This is a genomic window from Parageobacillus galactosidasius (assembly GCF_002217735.1).
GTDB classification, from domain to species: domain Bacteria; phylum Bacillota; class Bacilli; order Bacillales; family Anoxybacillaceae; genus Parageobacillus_B; species Parageobacillus_B toebii.
Window position 1 is genome coordinate 432,131 of sequence record NZ_NDYL01000002.1, and the last position, 20,817, is coordinate 452,947.

General features: G+C 43.2%; 20 protein-coding genes, 2 tRNA genes and 2 pseudogenes. 3 read left to right on the plus strand and 21 right to left on the minus strand.

Annotated features, from left to right (window positions below):
* Positions 1-18: 18 nt before the first annotated feature.
* From B9L23_RS11550 to B9L23_RS11570, 5 genes are all read right to left on the minus strand, one after another.
* Positions 19-657 (minus strand): SdpI family protein, encoded by a 639-nt coding sequence (locus B9L23_RS11550; protein ID WP_089097699.1) that lies wholly within the window; start codon positions 655-657, stop codon positions 19-21.
* Entirely contained in the window at positions 654-926 is a 273-nt protein-coding gene (locus B9L23_RS11555; protein ID WP_211278827.1) for an autorepressor SdpR family transcription factor, read from the minus strand. Before B9L23_RS11555 ends, B9L23_RS11550 begins: the two co-directional genes overlap by 4 nt.
* Positions 927-1,069: 143 nt before the next feature.
* Complete coding sequence (locus B9L23_RS11560) at positions 1,070-1,924, minus strand: MBL fold metallo-hydrolase (protein WP_089097701.1); 855 nt, start codon at positions 1,922-1,924, stop codon at positions 1,070-1,072.
* A gap of 270 nt (positions 1,925-2,194) precedes the next feature.
* The gene (locus B9L23_RS11565) at positions 2,195-3,028 is read right to left on the minus strand and encodes a pirin family protein (protein ID WP_081189310.1); all 834 of its coding nucleotides are present in this window, start codon (positions 3,026-3,028) and stop codon (positions 2,195-2,197) included.
* A 65-nt stretch (positions 3,029-3,093) separates the two neighbouring features.
* Entirely contained in the window at positions 3,094-3,273 is a 180-nt protein-coding gene (locus tag B9L23_RS11570) for a hypothetical protein (protein ID WP_081189311.1), read from the minus strand.
* A 249-nt stretch (positions 3,274-3,522) separates the two neighbouring features.
* Between B9L23_RS11570 and B9L23_RS11575 the strand changes: the two genes are divergently transcribed.
* Positions 3,523-4,158 (plus strand): FMN-dependent NADH-azoreductase, encoded by a 636-nt coding sequence (locus tag B9L23_RS11575; protein ID WP_089097702.1) that lies wholly within the window; start codon positions 3,523-3,525, stop codon positions 4,156-4,158.
* A gap of 132 nt (positions 4,159-4,290) precedes the next feature.
* Here the strand turns inward: B9L23_RS11575 and B9L23_RS11580 are convergent.
* From B9L23_RS11580 to B9L23_RS11630, 11 genes and pseudogenes are all read right to left on the minus strand, one after another.
* Positions 4,291-4,383 (minus strand) — tRNA-Ser (locus tag B9L23_RS11580).
* Positions 4,384-4,464: 81 nt separating this feature from the next.
* Positions 4,465-4,538, minus strand: a tRNA-Pro gene (locus B9L23_RS11585).
* A gap of 264 nt (positions 4,539-4,802) precedes the next feature.
* Positions 4,803-5,783 carry an ABC transporter permease gene (locus tag B9L23_RS11590; RefSeq protein ID WP_062754692.1) on the minus strand — a complete coding sequence of 327 codons (981 nt, stop codon included), beginning with the start codon at positions 5,781-5,783 and terminating at the stop codon, positions 4,803-4,805.
* Positions 5,776-6,693: an ABC transporter ATP-binding protein gene (locus tag B9L23_RS11595; RefSeq protein ID WP_089097703.1), complete on the minus strand. Its 918-nt coding sequence runs from the start codon at positions 6,691-6,693 to the stop codon at positions 5,776-5,778. The genes B9L23_RS11590 and B9L23_RS11595 overlap by 8 nt, the downstream gene beginning before the upstream one ends.
* The gene (locus tag B9L23_RS11600) at positions 6,690-7,484 is read right to left on the minus strand and encodes an SGNH/GDSL hydrolase family protein (protein ID WP_015863994.1); all 795 of its coding nucleotides are present in this window, start codon (positions 7,482-7,484) and stop codon (positions 6,690-6,692) included. The genes B9L23_RS11595 and B9L23_RS11600 overlap by 4 nt, the downstream gene beginning before the upstream one ends.
* Before the next feature lie 182 nt (positions 7,485-7,666).
* Positions 7,667-8,620, minus strand: a complete 954-nt coding sequence (locus B9L23_RS11605; RefSeq protein ID WP_062754696.1) for an MBL fold metallo-hydrolase — start codon at positions 8,618-8,620, stop codon at positions 7,667-7,669.
* 259 nt (positions 8,621-8,879) lie between these two features.
* The gene (locus B9L23_RS11610) at positions 8,880-9,764 is read right to left on the minus strand and encodes a sulfite exporter TauE/SafE family protein (RefSeq protein ID WP_062677448.1); all 885 of its coding nucleotides are present in this window, start codon (positions 9,762-9,764) and stop codon (positions 8,880-8,882) included.
* Between the two features lie 213 nt (positions 9,765-9,977).
* Positions 9,978-11,342, minus strand: coding sequence for a glutamine synthetase family protein (locus B9L23_RS11615; protein ID WP_089097704.1), 1,365 nt, complete (start codon positions 11,340-11,342; stop codon positions 9,978-9,980).
* Positions 11,343-11,567: 225 nt separating this feature from the next.
* A pseudogene (locus B9L23_RS11620) lies at positions 11,568-11,975 on the minus strand (gamma-glutamylcyclotransferase family protein).
* A 229-nt stretch (positions 11,976-12,204) separates the two neighbouring features.
* Positions 12,205-12,405: a cold-shock protein gene (locus B9L23_RS11625; protein WP_062754700.1), complete on the minus strand. Its 201-nt coding sequence runs from the start codon at positions 12,403-12,405 to the stop codon at positions 12,205-12,207.
* A gap of 200 nt (positions 12,406-12,605) precedes the next feature.
* Entirely contained in the window at positions 12,606-13,163 is a 558-nt protein-coding gene (locus B9L23_RS11630) for a thioredoxin family protein (protein WP_062677452.1), read from the minus strand.
* 240 nt (positions 13,164-13,403) lie between these two features.
* Between B9L23_RS11630 and B9L23_RS11635 the strand changes: the two genes are divergently transcribed.
* Together B9L23_RS11635 and B9L23_RS11640 are read left to right on the plus strand one after the other, a co-directional pair.
* Entirely contained in the window at positions 13,404-14,408 is a 1,005-nt protein-coding gene (locus B9L23_RS11635) for an LLM class flavin-dependent oxidoreductase (RefSeq protein WP_081189337.1), read from the plus strand.
* A gap of 8 nt (positions 14,409-14,416) precedes the next feature.
* Positions 14,417-14,593: pseudogene (locus B9L23_RS11640) on the plus strand (MOSC domain-containing protein); the annotation flags it as partial.
* A 44-nt stretch (positions 14,594-14,637) separates the two neighbouring features.
* Here the strand turns inward: B9L23_RS11640 and B9L23_RS11645 are convergent.
* From B9L23_RS11645 to B9L23_RS11665, 5 genes are all read right to left on the minus strand, one after another.
* Positions 14,638-16,434 carry an ABC transporter ATP-binding protein gene (locus B9L23_RS11645; protein WP_089097705.1) on the minus strand — a complete coding sequence of 599 codons (1,797 nt, stop codon included), beginning with the start codon at positions 16,432-16,434 and terminating at the stop codon, positions 14,638-14,640.
* Positions 16,368-18,152: an ABC transporter ATP-binding protein gene (locus B9L23_RS11650; protein ID WP_089097706.1), complete on the minus strand. Its 1,785-nt coding sequence runs from the start codon at positions 18,150-18,152 to the stop codon at positions 16,368-16,370. Before B9L23_RS11650 ends, B9L23_RS11645 begins: the two co-directional genes overlap by 67 nt.
* A gap of 296 nt (positions 18,153-18,448) precedes the next feature.
* Entirely contained in the window at positions 18,449-18,880 is a 432-nt protein-coding gene (locus B9L23_RS11655; RefSeq protein WP_062754706.1) for an STAS domain-containing protein, read from the minus strand.
* A complete protein-coding gene (locus tag B9L23_RS11660) occupies positions 18,873-19,304 on the minus strand; it encodes an ATP-binding protein (protein ID WP_062754708.1) in 432 nt (143 codons plus the stop codon). The genes B9L23_RS11655 and B9L23_RS11660 overlap by 8 nt, the downstream gene beginning before the upstream one ends.
* 40 nt (positions 19,305-19,344) lie before the next feature.
* Positions 19,345-20,796: a SpoIIE family protein phosphatase gene (locus B9L23_RS11665; RefSeq protein ID WP_171699176.1), complete on the minus strand. Its 1,452-nt coding sequence runs from the start codon at positions 20,794-20,796 to the stop codon at positions 19,345-19,347.
* Positions 20,797-20,817 lie beyond the last annotated feature (21 nt).

Consider the following 20,817-nt stretch of genomic DNA (forward strand, 5'->3'; position numbering starts at 1 on the left):
AATGATTGACACTCGTCTCTATATCTGCGTTACTTTTTTATACGCGAAATAAGAATACACAATTGGCACAACCGCGATAAAGGCAATGGATGAAATGAGAAGAAAGCCGCGAATCGATGAAGGCATAAAAGCGGAAACGATGAGCATCCCTCCCCCGATGAAAAACACTTTGCCGCCAAACCGGTGCGTCCGCGCCCAAACGGTCTCGTTCGCCAGCGTCCACGGCGTGCGAATGCCGATGAAATAATTCGCTTTGATTTTTGGCATATAATTTCCGAGAACCACAAAAAGCAGACCTAATCCTATATTGGCAATCAAAACCATGTTGACATGGTAGCCAAGGCCGCTAAAGATGATAGAAATATGCATGACGGTTAAAAACGTTAGAAAAGTATACATGAAAACGCGGTACGCTCCCGCGAACTTTTCATAATTCTCTTTTCGCGGATCGATTTTCGTCACCCCAAGCAGCATCCCATAAATCCCTGTCAACAAAATCGGTCCAAATAAAACGGCAAAAAGCTTTGATGAATAGCCATCCACTTCCCCCGAAAAGTTCCAATGAATCGGAACTTCCTCCGGCAGCCGCGGATATGCCCATAAGGAAATCCCCACACTAATGATGCTCAACAAGAAAAAATACCAATGCTTTTTCATTCCCTCTTCCCCTTTCCTTCTTGCAAAGATAAAAGCCAAGCAAGTACATCTTGCAACACCGTCGTGTTGATGGAGTAATAGATGTACTGCCCGTCTTTTTCAGCGTGCACTAAATCCGCCTGCTTTAACAAATTTAGATGATGGGAAATGCTCGGTTTGGAAATGCGGAAATGATCGGCGATTTCCCCTGCTGTTAAGTCCTTGTTCCTTAACAGGTTGAGAATGTCTCTTCTCGTCGGATCGGCTAGCGCTTTATAAACAAGGTTCATTTTCATATACGTTCACCGTGCTTATTTTGTTATTTAGAAAATTATCTAATTATTTAATTACATTATATAAAATATTCAGTTTTCTGTTAATAACCTGAGAAAACAAAAAGAGAACACCATGTGTCCTCTCCATCAACGAAAAACTATACTTCTACCATCATCGTATCATAGGCGATTTCGATGGACAGCCCTTGTTTTTGCAACTGTTTTTCTATTTCTTTGAGATCATCAAAGCCTAATCTGTTCATTTCTTCGACATGAGTCAATATAGTTTTCTTCGCCTTTAATTTGTGAATAATATTCAATGTTTCTGCAAATGTTGCTTCTATTTTCAATATAGGGTGATGTTCAGGCAGCAGCCGTTCCCCTGTCAGCGGATGAAGCTCAAAAATGCCGATCGGTAAAACCGCAACATCTACTTCCTGTACTTCCCGCGGGGGATCCCAATTATTCAGCTCATCCATCGCAATCAGCACCCGCTTCTCCCCTTCTGAAAATAAAAACGCATACACGTAGTCTTCGGCTAAGCGGAACAGGCGAATCTCCACTCCTTCCATCAATACGCTATCCCCATCTTGCAGCGTATGAAGGCGGATGTATTTCATCTTTTCGAGGAAAGAGAGATGTTCGCCGCTGCCGAGGCGGTGCTGAAAATCGATGGCGACCTGCTGCGGCAAGTAGACATCCGTCGTCGTGGAAGCAGGAGGATAATTCCGAAAATCGGCATTGATGGACTCCAGCACCCGCCTGCCCATCACGTGATCAGGATGCCAATGCGAGTAAAACACCGCGTTGATTTGTTTAATTTTAGAACGATTCATCTGCATATAAATATCTTCCGGCGTATCGATTAAGACGTCCGGACCGTGCACAAACAGGCTTGGACCGCTGCGGCTGTAAGGGATTCCTTTCACGCGCGCCTCAACGCATACGCGGCATTGGCAAAGCGGACGCGGAATCGTCACCGCTCCGCCTGTTCCTAAAAATTCAATTTTCATATCCTTCCCTCTCTTCTGTCATTATTCAGAAACAACACTGTATTGTTTCCGTCTAACAAAATGTGATACGTTTGCTCACCGATGCTATGATGATCCGTTGTTTTTTGTTCGCCGCAAACATCTCCATCCGAAAATTGCAGATATGGATTGGTTTATCGCTCATAATAAATAACTCGCTTTGTTTCCCAAAAACAATTGTATCTATTTAGTCTGAATTTTGTAAATAATCCCACTATAAAAAAGCACTCCATATCGGAACGCTTTTTATAGTTATTCAACGAATTTTCCTTCTTGATAATCACGGATCGCCTGGCGGATTTCTTCCTGCGTATTCATCACAAACGGTCCGTAAGCGACAACCGGCTCGTTAATTGGCTCGCCGGCATAAAGGAGGAGGCGCAGTTTTTCTTTGGCGGTGACAGTGATTTCGCTTTCTGTCTCGTTTTCAACGCGGCTTAAAAATAATACTTGCCCCGCTTTTCCTTCCGTGGCATCGGCGCCGAATGTTCCGCTACCTTCTAAAATGTACAGAAAGCCGTTGTAGCTTCCTGGCAAATCTTGCACGATACTCGCTCCTGGTTCGAGCACCATTTCCACCATCGTAACCGGAACATGGTTGAGTGTCGGGGCTTTTACTCCTTTCGATGACCCGGAAAATACGCGGATGATTGCTCCCTCTTCACGCCGGACAGGCATATCGCTTGCTTTTAAATTTTGATAACGCGGCTCTGTCATTTTTTTTGCGCTCGGCAAATTAATCCATAGCTGCAAACTGTGCACGGTCGAGCCTGGCGCCGGATCTTCTTTATGGATCACCCCTCGTCCTGCCGTCATCCACTGCACATCACCGGGACCAAGCGTTCCGTGGCCGGCTTTGCTATCAAAATGTTCCAACTGACCGTCAATCACGTACGTCACCGTTTCAATGCCGCGATGCGGATGAAAGTCAAACGTCCCGCGTTGGAAAATATCCTCCATTAGCATCAAAAACGGATCGTATTCTTCCCAATTTCCCGGCTCTAGCACCGGCCCGCTTCGATGAATCGGGCTATTTGTCTCTATTTGTACCGTTTTTACACGGCGGATGCGACGCTGTGCTGACATCTATGTGTTTCCTCCTTATGATCTTTATCTGCATCGTACTCTACACAACAATGAATGCAAACGATTTACTTTGTGACATCAGGTAACGGTATATCTTTCCTATACTCAAACGGATAGGAAATTGGCTTTTTTACGCTTATTGTTTCATTCGTTGCTGCCGCATCATCATGCTCTTTATATTTTGGCACATCATCAAGCGGAATTTCTTTTCGGTAATCGAACATCATGCTAGGAGTGTGAATCATGTCCGCAACGAAGACATTTCACTCCTTTCTCCCCCCTTTTTATTTTCCTTTTACATACATTTCGTCATAAGATGCTTATGTTCCTGCTGACGCATCATCTTTTTTCTTAAAAGTAAATTACTTTACAAAAGTAAGTTAGTTACATTATTATATTTACGTTAAAACACTATGCCATTGATATTACATGGATTTCCATAGTGTTTGTTGTTTTCATTCCACGCTATTTATACTAACGAAAGGAGAAAGAACATGGCTAAATTATTGTACATTACAGCAAATCCAAAACGGGAAGAGGAATCTTACGGCTTATCCGTTGGAAAAGCGTTTCTTAATGCTTATAAACAACAAAACCCGCAAGACGAGATTATCGAATTAGACCTTTATCGTACCGACATCCCTTACATTGATGCCGATGTATTAAACGGCTGGGGCAAATTGCAACAAGGGCATACATTTGAACAGTTAAGCGCGGAAGAAAAACAAAAAATCAGCCGCATCAATGAGTTAACCGATCAGTTTATCAACGCAGATAAATATGTGTTTGTCACACCGATGTGGAATTTTAGTTTTCCACCAAAAATGAAAGCTTATATCGATACAATCTGCATCGCAGGCAAAACGTTCCGTTACACGGAAAATGGTCCGGTAGGGCTATTAACAGGAAGAAAAGCGGTGCACATTCAAGCACGCGGCGGAATTTATTCAGAAGGACCAATGAAAGAAATGGAATTTGGAGACCGTTATTTGCGGGCAGTGCTCAGCTTCATCGGAATTACTGATGTTCAGTCCATTTTTGTCGAAGGAATGGCACAATTCCCGAATGAAGCCGAAACAATTAAACAAAACGCGATCAAGCAAGCAGAACAAGCAGCGAAAAACTTTTAACAAAATGATGACCTGTTCCTTTGATAAGGGACAGGTCATTTTGATTTTTCTATTAAAATAAAAAAGCTTGCCGATGTAATCGACAAGCTGTATGATTCCAAATTAGTATAATATGTAGTTAAGATAATGATATGGCGGAGGAGGAGGGATTCGAACCCCCGCGGGCTGTGACACCCCTATCGGTTTTCGAAACCGACCCCTTCAGCCAGACTTGGGTACTCCTCCACTTGGTTGATGGAGCCTATCGGACTCCTGCGTGCGGGGCAGGCGCTCTCCTAGCTGAACGAAAGCCCCATCACGAAATGATCGGGAAGACAGGATTTGAACCTGCGACCTCACGGACCCGAACCGTGTGCTCTACCAAGCTGAGCTACTTCCCGTTCATATCCATTGTTCTCTCGTTAGCGCCAATTAGTATTCTATATTAAAAAAATAGGGTAGTCAATACTTTTTTAGTAAAAAACTTTTCGAATAAAGAATAACGCATCCTGACATGTTTTCGCCAGCATTTTTCTACGTATATGATGTACAATCTCTATCATGTTCGTGATCAATCGTCGACTAACCAAGCCACCCATCCCAATCATCTTTTTAAGAGAAAAAGGGAATCTCCTCTTATGTCAGAGGAAAGTCCCCCTCTATTTTCAATATACATCCCGCTTCGTAAAGACGATAAATGAAATCACGAGTGCCGCAAGTCCCCACACCGCCAGCACCGTCATGGAAAACCCGAGCGTCATGCCTTCAATCGGTGGCGCTGTCCCATTGACATAATCCGTAAGGCGAAGATTGACCATAAACAAATATTTTGCCGATTCCCACGAAGACACCATATTCGATAAAATCGCTCCGGAAATCAATGCCGCAAGCATAATGCCCATCACTGCGGCGGTGCTGCGCATCAATACAGAAAGCATGAACGTCAATGTTCCAACGACAATCGAAACAAACCAAGCAAGCCCTAGTTCGATTAACACGTACTTCCATTGTGGAAGCAAATGTACCCCTTCCGTATTAAGTTCTTCACCGTTAATGGTAAAACCAGTTAGTAACGGCAGCCGCCATCCTTGATACCCAAATACAATCCCCGAAATCAAATAAGAAAGCAAAGCGACCATCAATAAAATAAACGAAATCGATAGAAGAAGCGCTATGTATTTGCTAAGCAAAATCGTTCCGCGTTTGACCGGTCTTGTAAGCAGCAGTTTAATCGTTCCTATGCTTGCTTCTGAGGATACTAAATCCGCCGCGACGACCATCATTAAAAGCGGAAGAAACAAATCGATCGCGTTTTCAATAAACATGCGCATAAACGTTGGCGCACCGGGAGCGGATGGATTAATGTCATGTTCCAAATAATATTGTTGCTGCTGAAGGCGAATGTGCAAATATTTGCGCCATTCTTCCGAAATGCTGCTTGAATTCAGACGGTTTTGCGCGTCAATAATTTGCTGCTGCAGCTGCGTCCGCCAATCTGTTGTTCCGAGCCGTTCCTGTATTTCCTGCACCTGCTTATATTGCGCGTATGTAAAAAGGACAACGAGTACGGCGACAATCGCCGCAATTACCGATAACCGCTTTTTGCGGACAATTTTCAGCATTTCGTTGTACACGAGGTTACTCAATCGCATCCCCTCCCGTTAATTCAATAAACAAATCCTCCAGTGTCGGCAGTTTCGGCTGAATTTCATGGACGTGTACTCCCGCTTCTACTAGTTTTTTGTTCCATATGGACAAATTCTTTCTTTCATATGGAGTCACCAGCCTATCTCCTTGAATGGCGACAGGCGACGTTTCTTTCTCTAGTATTTCTTTCGCTGTTTCGATGGGGGCGGCTTTCCAGACAACTCGCGCTTGTTCTTTAAGCAGCCGTTCCACCGTGTCCACCCGAAGCAGCAGCCCTTTTGCCATAATCGCCACGCGGTCGCACATTAATTGAATTTCGCTTAACAGATGTGAGGAGACAAGCACGCTCAATCTTTCTGATTCTGCCAAAAAGCGGATAAATTGGCGCATTTCGCGAATGCCGGCAGGATCAAGCCCATTGGTCGGCTCGTCCAAAATCAGCACTTTCGGCTTTCCTAGCAGCGCCTGCGCAATGCCGAGACGCTGTCGCATCCCAAGCGAATACGTGTTCACCCGATCGTGAATGCGGTTTTGCAAACCGACTAACTCCACCACTTCCATGATTCGTTCTTTTGGAATATCGGGAACCATGCGCGCAAAGTGCTCCAAATTTTCCCATCCACTTAAATACGGATATAATTCTGGATTTTCGACAATGCAGCCGATATGGCGAATCGCTTTGGTAAACTGACGCTCTAGGTCATAGCCGCAAATAGAAATATGTCCCGATGTTGGCTTGATAAGCCCGACAAGCATGCGGATGGTGGTCGTTTTTCCCGCGCCATTCGGTCCTAAAAACCCAAATACTTCACCTTCCTTCAGTTCAAATGAAATTCCTTTGATAATTTCTTTGCGGCGAATTGTTTTGCGTAAATCGGTTACGACAAGCGGTGCGTGTGTTGTCGTCATTGTTTGTCCTCCTCCGTCCACGTAATTAAAGAAGCGACACGTTCGCCAATGCGTTTATAGCCTTCCTTATTCGGATGGAAATGGTCGCTGTACAAATAATCATTCACATGAAGCTCAAACAAATCGAATATCGGCACAGCAATGATATTTGGATAGCGAGCTGCCGTTTCTGCCGAAGCAAAATTCCACTGCCTTACGATCGCGGATGTCTTCTTTGCGTCACCGAGGTCGCTAAACGGATTGTATAGCCCGATGTAAAAAACAACTGCATCTTTATTGACGCTGCGAATCGTTTGAAAAATACGGTCTAAGTTGTGTAAATACGCGTTTTTTGCCTGCTCGATTTGCTTTGGCGCAAGCTTTAGCGCTTCTCCGCCTTGAAACAAATCATTCCCGCCGATCGTCATCACGATGATGTCAGCCATTTTTAGCTGCCTCTTTATCTCAGCTTGTCCTAATTGCTTAAGGAGTCCGTCAGATCGCTGTCCTTTAATAGCCAAGTTTGTTACACGAATCGGTTTCGTTGTTTTTTTACGGAGAGAATCGACCATATAGCCAATATACCCTTTTCCGCTTTCGTCTCCCGTTCCCCTTGTCAGCGAGTCGCCAAGAGCGACAATATAAATTTCACGGTTGTCCGCTTTTTTCTCTTTTGTATATTTCGTCGTGCCTGCTGGCGGCATCGCGGCGGAAAAAAATTGATCTTGAATGCCCATGGCAAAACCGCCAAGCCATAATATTCCCGCCAGCACGGATACAATCGTGATGGTGCTTACAATACCGCGTCTCATGCAATCATCCTTTCTTATCTTTGTTACTTATCATACAATATTTTCATCCAGGCTACACCTTTAGACTCTCCGCATTTGATAGTAAAAAGCACGCCGTTATAAAACAGCCGCCACAATGAAAAAGCTTGGTGATTTCACCAAGCCGTTCTTACTGGATTATGTTCAAACAAATTTCTAGTGCCTTACCGTTTTTGCAAATAATCTACAATTCCCATCGAACATACTTGTAAATCGAGACGGATGATGTCATACGCTTCTGATGTCGGTGAAATATTTCTTTCTTGCAAGAAAGCGCTGACTTCTTCATACAGCTTGCGAAAAACCGATTCAGCTTTTTCCTGCATCGATGCGCCAGGCATGTTGGCAATCGCTTTTTCTCCTGCTTCGACAAACTTTGGAAGCCAAAAACGAAGCTGTTCAAACGCTGCGCGAGGGTTTTCTAGCATGCCAAAATGACCGAAATAAATGCGTTCAGGTTGAAGCTGCTCCAATCGCTCTGCCGATTGCAGCATCGCCTCTGGCCGGAATTGGTTCGGAGAAGTGGACGGCAAACAATATTCAAGCCCATCTTTTAGCAATTGCGGATAAAACACTCCGATCGTATCGCCAGTAAAAACGCCGCGGCTGCGCGAATCGTAAATCGAAAAATGATGGTTGGAATGGCCAGGCGTATCCAAAAACGTCAACGTACGCTCACTGCCGAGCGTAAGCGTATCACCATCTTCTTTCACGATGAGACGATCCTCTGGAATCGGTACAACCGGGGAAAACAATTGGTCAAATTTTTCCCCATACACCGCCTTTGCTCCTTGGATTAACCGTGATGGATCTGCTAGATGCCGCTTCCCTTTCGGATGAACAACAACAAGGGCGTTCGGACATTTTTCAAGCAGCACGCCAGCGCCGCCAGCGTGGTCCAAATGAATATGTGTCACAATAATATAGCGGATATCCGCAGGATCAATTTGAAGCGCTTCTAGTCCTTTTAATAAATACGGAACAGAAGGGCTTGGACCTGTCTCAATAATAGCAAGCTCTTCTTCGTGAAGCACATATGTACCGGTGCGCTCTGCAACTCCTAAATCAAACAGATCAATCATCGAAATGTTGTGCCCTAAATCACGAGGTTTTTTCATCATATCATCTCCTACTTTTTATCTTTACTGAATATTCTACCAAATTACATATAAATAGAGAAACTATATTATTTTAAAAAATGGAAAAGGACATGAACCGATTTCAAGCAAAGACAACTTTGAAATCCATCGTTCATGCCCAATGAAAATTGTTCCATTGTAAAGAAGCGTCTATAATATTCGCAGCTAACAGGAGAATCTAGCGATCAGTACAATGCGGAACTAAATATCCTTTGCGAAAAAAATTATTCAACTGTCATTATGACGCAAGATGATTAGATAGAGACGCTTTCCGATGTGTGCGGATTGCCCACCATATCGAAACAGCCCAGCCAAATATGATGATTGCGTAAATCGTTGCATGCCAATTTCTAGGAGTTTCCCATGCATGAAGCAAGGTGCGAATGTTTGTGAAAATGATGATGCCTCCAACTAGAACCCCAAGCAAATGGGATGGCATCTTACGAACAAGCCACGCGGCGATTGGCGCAGCGACGATTCCCCCTAACATTAGCGTTCCTACCCAAAACCAATTGACTTGTTCCCAGCCTAACGAAATGACGAATCCAATGGTAGCGGATAAAGCAACGGCAAATTCCGACGTATCAACTGTTCCCACCACTTTTCTCGCTTCCATTCCTTTATTCGCAAGAAGAACAGGGGTGGAAATCGGGCCCCATCCTCCTCCGCCAGTGGCATCGAGAAAGCCGGCCACTAAACCAAGAGGAACAAGCTGCTTATTCGAAAATTTCCGCGGTGGTTGTTGATCTTGTCTAGGTGAAAGAAATAAAAACCGATACATAATATAAAACCCAAGCGCCAACAAAAATAGTGAAATATATGGTTTAATGACATCCCCTGGAAGATTGCTTAAAAAGCAGGCACCGAAAAACGCGCCAAGCGAGCCGGGAATAATTAATTTGATCACCATGTCACGGTCGACATTTCCAAATTTAATATGAGACGCGCCTGAAGCTGCAGTTGTGACCACTTCCGCTAGATGCACCGAGGCGGAAGCGACCGCCGGAGCAATCCCGAACGCAAGCAACAGTGTTGTTGATGTAACCCCATACGCCATTCCGAGCGAACCGTCGATGAGCTGAGCGATGAATCCAACAATCACAAACACGATTAACTTTTTCATTTTTTTCCCTCCACCTAAAATAATCGAAATATTTTTATTAATTTATACATTAATACCAAGTAATCACAGTTGTCAACTATGAATTATAAAAAAACAAAACAGGGTTCAGACCCATCGTCTGAACCCTGTTTTGTCCAAGTGTAAACCAACGGAATTTTATCATGTGATCATCTCCCCCTTTACTTTCGTTTCGAGGGGGATTGGGGAAAAATATTAAAATTTGGCTTGATATTGTTCAATTTCCCAAGCATGCACAGCGGTGCGATAGCTGTCCCACTCCGCTTTTTTCATGGCGACATATTCACCGAATACGTGATCACCTAGGGTTTTGCGACCGATTGTGCCGTTTTCGAATTCTTGAATTGCCGCTCCTAAACTAGCTGGAAGATTTTCGATGCCAAGTTCGGCGCGGCGCTCTTCTGTCATATGGAAAATATCTTCATCAATTGGCGCCGGAACCTGCAAACCTTTTTCGATTCCGTCCAACCCAGCGGCAGCAATGATGGCAAACGCAAGGTAAGGATTGGCTGACGGGTCCGGACAACGGAGCTCGACGCGGGTCGCCATACCACGTTTTGCTGGGATGCGGATTAATGCTGAACGGTTCGACGCCGACCATGCGATGTAGCAAGGCGCCTCATATCCCGGGACAAGCCGTTTGTACGAGTTGACTAGCGGGTTCGTAACAGCGGCAAAGCTTTTGACATGCGCGAGCAAACCAGCGATAAACTGATAGGCTGCTTCCGATAACTGATTTTCATCACTTGGATCAAAAAACGCATTTTCGCCGTCTTTAAATAGCGACATGTTCACATGCATGCCAGAACCATTGATGCCGAACACCGGCTTTGGCATGAACGTGGCGTGCAGTCCATATTTATTGGCAATCGTTTTTACCACCCACTTATATGTAGTTGCATTGTCTGCCGCCCCCAACGCATCGGCATATTTAAAGTTAATTTCATGCTGCCCCTCTGCCACTTCATGGTGAGATGCTTCAATGGTAAAGCCCATTGCCTTTAACGCACGGTAAATTTCTAAACGAACGCGCTCGCCAAGATCTCTTGGAGATGGCTCGAAATATCCGCCGTTATCATGGAGTTCTGTCGTCGGGTTTCCATTTTCGTCCGCTTTGAATAAAAAGAATTCCAATTCCGGACCGACAGAGATAGTAAACCCTTTTTCTGCCGCACGCTCTATCGTTTTCTTTAATACGTTACGAGGGTCTCCTTCAAATAACGTTCCATCGGGATTGATGACAGAGCAAAGGAAACGTGCTTCAGCGTATCCTTCTTCTACTGTCCAAGGCAATACAGCAAACGTGTTTAAGTCAGGAAGAAGATAGAGATCGGATTGGTTGATGGGAGAAAATCCTTTAATTGAGGAGCCGTCAAACATCATTTTTCCTTCCACAACATCATCAAGTTGCTCCGCCGTCACCGTAACGTGTTTTAAAATTCCTTCGATATCGACAAATTGCAGATGCAAAAGCTCAACGTGTCTTTGTTTTATCGTTTCTTTGATTTGCTCAAGCATTACCGTTTGATCGTTTGCTGGAGAAATCACTATATTTGACATGTTATATTACCTCACATTCGAATGTTTGTTTTTATAACATGTTTTTATTATAGGGAAGGAGAGTAGGTTTGGCAATACTTTTTTATTAATTTTTCTGTATTTTTATAACGCTAATAGGAAAGCGTTTTCAAAAAACTACAAAACCTGAATAATAAATAGTTATGCATTTGCATATTTATGCAATTACTTTAATAAAAAAGACAGCCGCCTATAAAGGAGAATTCATCAACAACCTTTTAGACAGCCGCCATGATAAACGTATGTAGCCATATCAAGAGAAATTGTTATCATCACCGTTTTGCTTTTCGGATACACATACACGAGCCTTTGATTGGCTGTTCAATGTCTTTCACCCAAACCCGCTCGTATTCGTTATATTGGCTGCCTTCTTCATATTCTTCAAGCTCATCCATCGCTTGCAGCCCTTCTTTTGTTACGGTAAACCATTCGCCGATTACTTCACCTTCTTCTTCGATAACGAGCGCGGGGTATGCACCGACGTCATATATCATATAAGCGCCCTTTCACTTTTCCTGGCTGAATATGGCGAATGTACGGCGCTGCAATATGATGATTTTCCTCCCCGACTAGCAGCGTTCCGTACACAAATACACAATGCAGCATCGGTCTCATTTCTTTTCTCCCCTCTAAGTTTACATAATAATATTATGGTTATATATAAGGTAGAAAATAATATTCTACTAATAACCATAACGAAAAAAACAAAAACAATGGAAGCCCTGCCTCTCATCCATCCTTGCAGCTCCGAAGCTGCGCCAGTGTGAATTTGTCTTTTCGAAAGGAGATGACCGCCACAACAAAAGTGATACCGCCAAAAGCAGTATCACTTTTGTTTCATCACTTATGCTTTTTGAACGTTTGCCGCTTGTGGGCCACGGCCGCCGTCTACGATATCAAACGTAACCGTTTCGCCTTCTTCCAACGTTTTAAATCCTTCGCCTTGGATCGCCGTGAAATGAACGAACACATCATTGCCGCCATCCATCTCAATAAATCCATACCCTTTTTCCGCATTAAACCATTTTACTTTTCCTTTATTCATTGGGATTCCTCCAAAATAAAAAGTTGACCATCGTTCCGTTACCGATAGAAAAAAGCCGTGCGCTCATGCAAGAAAGGGAGCATACATAAGAAGGCCCTTTCTTTGAATGAGGCACGACTTATTACGATCCTTCCATATAACGAACGAAATGGCGCTTCATTAATAATACTTTATAAATAAAAGAAAGTCAAGATTTTTTGCTATTCTTTCCATTTAATGCTGCAGCCGATGCTTGGCTTTTGTTTTTCCGGCACTGGTTCGCCATTCAATAATGCGTCTAATGCCGCGCGAATCGATTCTCCTGTAACCGGAATGCCGTTATTTGGCCGTGAATCATCCAACTGTCCGCGGTAAACACATTTTAAGTCGCGGTCAAAGATATAGAAATCCGGCGTGCACGCTGCTTGGTACGCTTTCGCTACCTCTTGGGTTTCATCAAATAAATATGGGAACGGATACCCTAATTCTTCTGCCACTTTTTTCATATTTTCCGGCGAATCTTCTGGATATTTTTCGACATCGTTGGAATTAATGGCGACAAACGTAACTCCTTTTGGCTGATAATCATTAGCAAGACGGACAAGTTCATGCTGTACATGTTTTACATACGGGCAATGGTTGCAAATGAACATAATAACTGTCGCGACATCCGATTTGATATCTTCTAAACGGACTGTTTTTCCATCCACCGCATTCACTAGTTCAAACGATGGTGCTTCTTTTCCTAACGGAAACATATTGGATTCAACTGCTGGCATACGTCCACATCCTTTCCCAATTTTCTGCTTATTTCATTATACCAAAGCAAGAGAGAGAATCACAAACTTGGCGCCTAAACGAAAACAGAATAGCTGCATATAATATCACATAGGTATTATTCATGTCCTTTATGACGCCACATCCTACAGGCAAATCAATAGACAATTTTTCCACAGCGGCGCATAATAAAAAATAATTAATCCCTTTTGGAACAGGAAGAACATGAAAGGATGTTTACCATGAGCCTTAAATTAAGCGTGCTAGACCAATCCCCAGTTGCAGAGGGAATGACAGCGGAAGAAGCGCTTGCTAATACCGTCCGGCTCGCGCAATTTGTGGAAGAGCTTGGCTATGAACGTTTTTGGGTATCAGAGCATCACGATACAAATCACCTTGCCGGTTCATCCCCAGAAGTGCTGCTCGGTCATATTGGAGCAAAAACGTCCCGCATTCGCATTGGTTCCGGCGGGGTGATGCTACCGCATTATAGCGCCTACAAAGTAGCAGAAAACTTTAAAGTGCTTGAAGGGCTTCATCCCGGTCGGGTTGATTTAGGTGTTGGAAGGGCTCCAGGAGGCATGCCAATCGCGACCCTTGCCCTCCAAGAAGGAAAACGAAGAGACATTGACCGCTATCCGGAACAAATTGATGATTTATTAGCATACTTGCATAACGATTTGCCGAAAGAACATCCGTTACACGGCTTAAAAGCCACACCGAACGTACAAACGGCACCAGATGTATGGCTTCTCGGTTCCAGTTCCTCCAGCGCCATATTAGCAGCACAAAAAGGGCTTCCATATGTGTTTGCGCAATTTATTAACGGCGAAGGCGGGGAACATTATACAAAATTGTACCGCCAACAGTTTGTTCCATCGAAATATTTGGACAAGCCGCGCAATATGGTCGCTATATTTGCCATTTGCTCCGAAACAGAAGAAAAGGCGGAATGGGTGGCATCGAGCCTTGATTTATCGCTGCTAATGATTGAGCAAGGCATGGTGTCCAATGGCACGCCAAGCCCGGAAAAAGCGATGTCCTACTCCTATAGTCCATATGAAAAAATGCGTATTCTCGAAAACCGAAAACGGATGATTATCGGCTCACCGAAACAAATAAAAGAACAGCTTTTCCGATTAAGTGAAGCATATGAAACGGATGAAATTATGTTAGTAACGATTACATATGATTTTCAAGATAAGTTAACATCATTCCGGTTAATCGCGGAAGAATTATGGGGGTAAAGGAGCAAATGAAAGTTATTTCCGTCAATGCAGGCGAGCCGAAAACAGTGATGATCGACGGAAAACCGCTCACAACAGGAATTTATAAAGAACCTGTGTCAGAGCCGCTTTTCGTAACAAAACTCAACTTCAATGGAGATGGACAGGCGGATTTAGTACATCACGGCGGTTATGACAAAGCGATTAAAAACGAAATGACTTGTACGACACACGCGTACAAGCCGCTTTTTTATAATGCCTCTTCTTTTTGCAAATGACGATAATACAAATCATAGTAAAACCCTTTTGCCTTTAGCAGTGATTCATGTGTGCCTTGTTCAATGATTTTTCCTTCATTCAAGACAAGAATGCGATCCGCATTTTGGACCGTGTTAAGCCGATGGGCAATGACAAAACATGTCCGCCCTTTCATAAGCCGCTCGAGCGCTTCTTGAATTTTCATTTCAGTCATTGTATCAATGTTGCTCGTCGCTTCATCCAAAATTAAAATAGATGGATTAGCGACCATCGCGCGCGCAATTGCTAACAGTTGTTTTTGTCCTTGGCTAATGCCGCTGCCATCTTGCTTCAGCACCGTATCGTAACCGTTTGGCAGTTTGGTGATAAACGAGTGCGCATTCGCCCATTTTGCCGCTTGTTCCACTGCTTCATCACTTGCATCTAATCTTCCGTATCGAATGTTATCGCGAATCGTTCCTTCAAATAAAAACGTATCTTGCAAAACAAACGCCATATGGGCGCGCAAGCTTGCGCGTTTAATAGTACGGCTATCGTGCCCATCGATAAAAATATGACCGCGATCCGGATCGTAAAAACGGGCTAGCAGCTGTAAAATCGTCGTTTTTCCTGCACCGGTCGGACCAACGAGCGCCACCGTTTCTCCTGGAGAAACCGAAAAGCTGACATCGCGAATGACATCTCGCTTTTTATCATAGGAAAATACGACATGGTCAAATTCCACTTTTCCTTGTATATGGTTGAGCGAAATCGCTCCCGTTTCGTCCCGTTCTTCTTTTTCCATATCTAAAATTTCAAATACTCGTTCCGCGCCAGCCAGCGCCGAAAGCAGCGTATTCCATTGGTTCGCCAAATCATTTAACGGGCGTGTAAATTGGCGTGCATATTCGACAAACACAACAATGACGCCGATTGAAATCATCCCTTTAAGCGCTAAAACACCACCCACGCCAGCAATAAGACCAAAGCTGGCGTTGTTTAGAAAGTTCATTAGTTTCGGGATAAATCCCGAATACGTTTGCGCCCAAAATCCCGCTTGCTTCAACTGCTCATTTTTTTGTAAAAAGCCATCAATCATTCTCCGCTCTTGCGAAAACATTTTTACGACTTTTTGCCCAGAAATGACTTCTTCAATAAATCCGTTCATCTCTCCTAAACAACGTTGTTGCTCACGAAACCGTTTCTGCGTGCGATTCGTAATCCATCGCATCCCAATGTACATCATCGGGACAACTAGCAAAGTGACAAACGTTAGAAGCGGGCTTAGCCAGAGCATGACGCAGATCGCTCCGACAAGCGTAAGCGTGCTTGATATCACTTGGATGACGGTACTATTAAATGTTTGGCTCATATTATCGATATCGTTTGTAATCCGGCTCATTAATTCCCCTTGCCGGCGCTTGTCAAAAAATGAAATCGGCAGTTCATGAAAATGGCGAAACAGCTGTTTCCGGATCGCATAAATCGTTTTTTGGGCAATTCGGATCATCCAATAGTTTTGCAAAAAAGTTGAGGCGGAAAGTGCCACATAAATAAAAAGAAGAAGCGCTAAAACAAGAAAAAAACCGTCTGTCTGCTTCGTGACAATATATGTATCAATCGCTCTTCCTACTATATATGGACCAAGCAGACTTAAACAGGAACTTACGATCACCATTACAACAACCGCAATAAGCCATCCTTTTTGAGGCGAAAGAAATGACCAAAGCCGCTTTAATGTTCCTATGTTGTCTTTTGCTTGCTGCTTTTGTCCCGCAGCTGCCATGGTTCTATGTCGCGGTCGTAACATTCGTGCCCCTTCTTTCCTAATTGCGATGCTACAATTTTCCGGTACAGCTCGCTTTTCTCTAACAGCTCATCATGGCTGCCTTTTGCTAAAAGCTTGCCATCGTCTAACAAGAAAATCGTGTCTGCTTCCATCGCCGTTTGAATTTTTTGTGTAACAATGAATGTGGTACACGTATACCACTTTAATTCCTTCAGCAATTTTGCCTCTGTTTTTAAATCTAGCGCGCTTGTGCTATCATCAAGCAATAAAATTTTCGGCATTCCAACAAGTGCCCTGGCAATCGAAAGGCGCTGTTTTTGCCCGCCAGACAAGTTTACCCCTTTCTGCCCAATCATTGTCTCATATCCATTCGGAAACTTCATAATCGTATCATGAATTTGCGCATGTTTCGCCGCTTGGATCATCTCTTCCATCGAAGCATGTTCGTTTCCGAAACGAATGTTTTCGGCAATCGTTCCGGAAAATAACAACACTTCTTGTGGAACGAAACGGATGGAAGCACGCAACTGTTCTTGTTTCATTTGTCGAATATCGATGCCATCGATCATCACTCGCCCATCCACCGGGTCGTATAAACGAGGGATCAACTGAAGCAAAGTTGACTTTCCTGAACCGGTCGCTCCTAAAATCGCCACTGTTTCATGAGGGCGAACGACAAACGAGACATCTTTTAAAACGAGAACACGGCTATTCGGATAGCGGAATGACACATTCTCAAAGCGGACTTCTCCTTGTTCGACCGCTTTATTGCATGCCTGTTTATCATCTTCGATATCCACTTCCACACTTAACACATCCGCAATGCGCCCAGATGATGCTTTAGCACGCGAAAATGCCATCGTAATGAATGCAAACATCGATAACGCCGAAGTAATACGAGTCGTATAATTGACAATTGCCACTACTTGACCTGCCGTTATGCTTCCTGCTTGAATATCGATACGACCGATGAAAAGAATGACAATAATCGCCATATTCATGACAAATAACAATACAGGGGTAATCGTTTCTACTAAACGTAATACACTGATTGTCCGTTTCATTAGCGTTTCGTTCGCCTTTATAAACCGCTCCTGCTCGTACGTTCCTCTCATCCACGCTTTAATGAGGCGCATCCCCGCTAAATTTTCGCGCATCACACTGTTGACACGATCAAGCGTTTGTTGCACGAGCGAAAAAGATATAACCGCCTTTTTCATCATCCATAAAAGGAACATCACTAACATCGGAACGGCAACAGCAAGCACAAGCGCCAGCTGAACGTGAACGGCAAAAGACATGACTACCCCAAATACGACAAGAAGCGGCGCCCTTAAGGCAATTCGCAAACTCATAAACACCATATTTTGTATTTGCGTTACATCGTTCGTCATTCTCGTGATCAGCGAAGCAGTTGGAAAGCGTTCCAAATTCGCAAACGAAAACGATTGAATTTTTTCAAATAAATGTTTTCGAATCGCAAATCCGTACTCTTGGCCCACGTAGCTAGCGGCAAAAGAATTGGCAATCCCAGCAGCAAATGACAAAAGCGAGGCGCCGAGCATGACCGCTCCCCACGTCCAGACGACAGAAAGGTTTTTTGCCATTACTCCGTCGTCAATAATTTTCTCCATCAACAACGGCTGCCATAATTCTACTAACAGCTCAATCAGCATGAGCGCCCACGCGACGATCATCCATTTTCGATACGGTTTTAAGTAAGATAGTACTTGCTGCATCCTTTCACTCCCCCGTACCTGTGATCTCAACCCTCTGCATGAGGAAAGTCGGCACTAAAAAGTTTTTCCTGCGCCTGCGTGCAAACATTCACTCTTGTTCGGCCAAACTTTTATGGACAAACACCTCATTGGTGTTTGGCGCCCTGTCGGTTCGGTTCAAAACCGTTTTTCTCCCAATGGCTTAAGTCACGGGATTTCATGTGTAAAATTTAGTTACCATAGCGAATGACCGAGGGAGTGTCACTTTTGACATCGATGTTACAGAACATTTTGTTTACCGATATCCATTAAAGTTGTCAGTTCCGTTTCCGGTAGTTAGCCCAAATTTGCATAAACATTTCTTGGTCAGCAATCGCTCTGTTTTGCGAAGCAAAAAACTGGATAATATCTTGTTCGTTTTCCACGATTGGAAACAACTTATGAAATTTCGCAATCATCAATAGCTTTTCGACTGTTTTATTCGATGAAACGACAAAGACCACTTTCTTTTTCTTCGCAACTTCCTTTTTTAAAAAATGGATTAATAGTGCCAAACCGGTACTGTCGATAAACAGAAGCTCATGGACATCAATAATGACGATATCTCCCTTTATTTCCGCCAATGCCATTTGAATCTTTTGTCTAGCAAGCTGCTGCGTGCTGTAAACCAACTTCCCTTTCAGCAATATTTTTTCATATTGTTCTAACGATGTAATTTTCAGTTCAAGAGTGGATATCCGACTATCCATTGCGCCCTCTCCTCATTTTCATCGCAATTGCGCATTTTCCATTTTCTCGCCGTTCAAACCATATATCATCCATGGTTTCTTTAATCAGCAAAAGCCCGCGGCCAGATTCAGCAAGCAACATATCTTCAAGGCTTTTCTCCCGCATTCGCTCAATTTGTTTGATAGGAATTCCGCTGCCTTCATCCGTAACAGTGACAGTTACATCCTCTTCCGTAATTCGCAAAGATAATACAAATGTATTCTTTTCTGTTTCTTCTCCTGATTGTCTTATTGCTGCCACTGAATTAATAACCGCTTCATGAACAGATAACACAAACATATCGCGATCGTGAACCGAAAAAAAACGAGCAATTTGTTCCGCTAGCAAATCGCAAAAATCAATCGCCTCGTCCGTCGCTTCACATTGAATCTTCATTTCGTACATTGCTTTACACCCACTGATCATTAATTTCAAGAAACGATCGTTATTGAATCGTAATAGATAATAAGCATATATCATCGGCAGGATTCATTGGCGATCGACTATGATCAATCAGCATATGCAAAAATTGTTTATCTGGTAAATGGCTATACATTTTTGTATAGTTGCGAATTTTATTCATGCTTTGTAAAATGGATGAATCCATTTCATCTAAAATCCCATCCGTGTATAAAAATAATCTTGTTCGCTTTTGATAATGAATAACTTCTTTTTCAAACGGGACGGAAAACGGACTGCCAATCGCTAGTCCTCCCTTATCCAATTCAATGATTTCTCCATCTTCCGTAACCAACAATCCAGCAGGATGACCTGCATTCGTATATTCAATCTGCTTTTTTTTCGTATCAATCACTAAATAAATCATGGAAAATAAATATCTTATTCCATTTGCGTCGTTAGGAAATAAGTTTTGTACATGCTTTTCGAGTTCTATAGCGACATACACTGGATCGATGACACGCACAATTAATCCCCTTAATAGTGAACGGAGCAACATGCTGACAAGCGAAGAGGAAATGCCATGTCCCATCACATCAATAATAATGACGCCATAGCGGTCATAATCAATTTGGTAACATGCATACAAGTCCCCAGACAAGTCATCCGATGAAATATAAATGGCATCCATCGTCACTGCATCGTTTTGTATCGGAGGGGTTAACACGCTTTGTTGAATTTTTTTCGCAAGTTCCAATTGCTTCTTATACTCTGCTTCTTTTTGTTTTTGTTTTGTGATATCCGTAACCATCATCATATATCCCGTAACATTTCCAGCCGAATCAGTAACAGGAATGGCAGAATAAGCAACGTCCACGAACGTTCCATCTTTTCGTCTAACTGTGCGTTCGCCTGTTGAATTTTTTAACTGATGAGAAAACATTGCTATGCATTGAGGATGATCATGAAACAACGAGAAAAATTGTCGGCCGACCACTTCTTCCCTTTTCCATCCAAATAATGCTTCTGCAGCATTTCCCCAATCCATTACCGTCATATTTTGGCATAATGGGATGACTGCAATTGGAGCAGTTTCATAAATAGCCTGAAGCATTTGTTCTGGTTCTGGAGAACGAATGGTTGTTTCCACATTCGAAAAGCGCCAGACGTAAAATTCGTTCGCTGCACCTGTGAGTGCATAACACCTTAACGTTCGGACTAATTTCCTGTCATGGTCAATAAGATGTTCAATTTCTCCTTCCCAATAACCGTTTTCCAACACAGATTTCCAGATTAATTCATACTTCTCAACATAATGTTCATTGGAAAGGAGAATTTGAAAGGATTGACCGATTAACTGTTCTTTGGAATAACCAGTTAATGTTACCGCTCCATCGTTTACTGCCACGATAATTTTATTCCGATCTGTGATGACAATTCCTTCGCTTGTATGATGACCGCATGTTTTTCCTTTCACCTGTGAATCTAGTTTCACCATTGTTCAACCCTTTTTCATAGT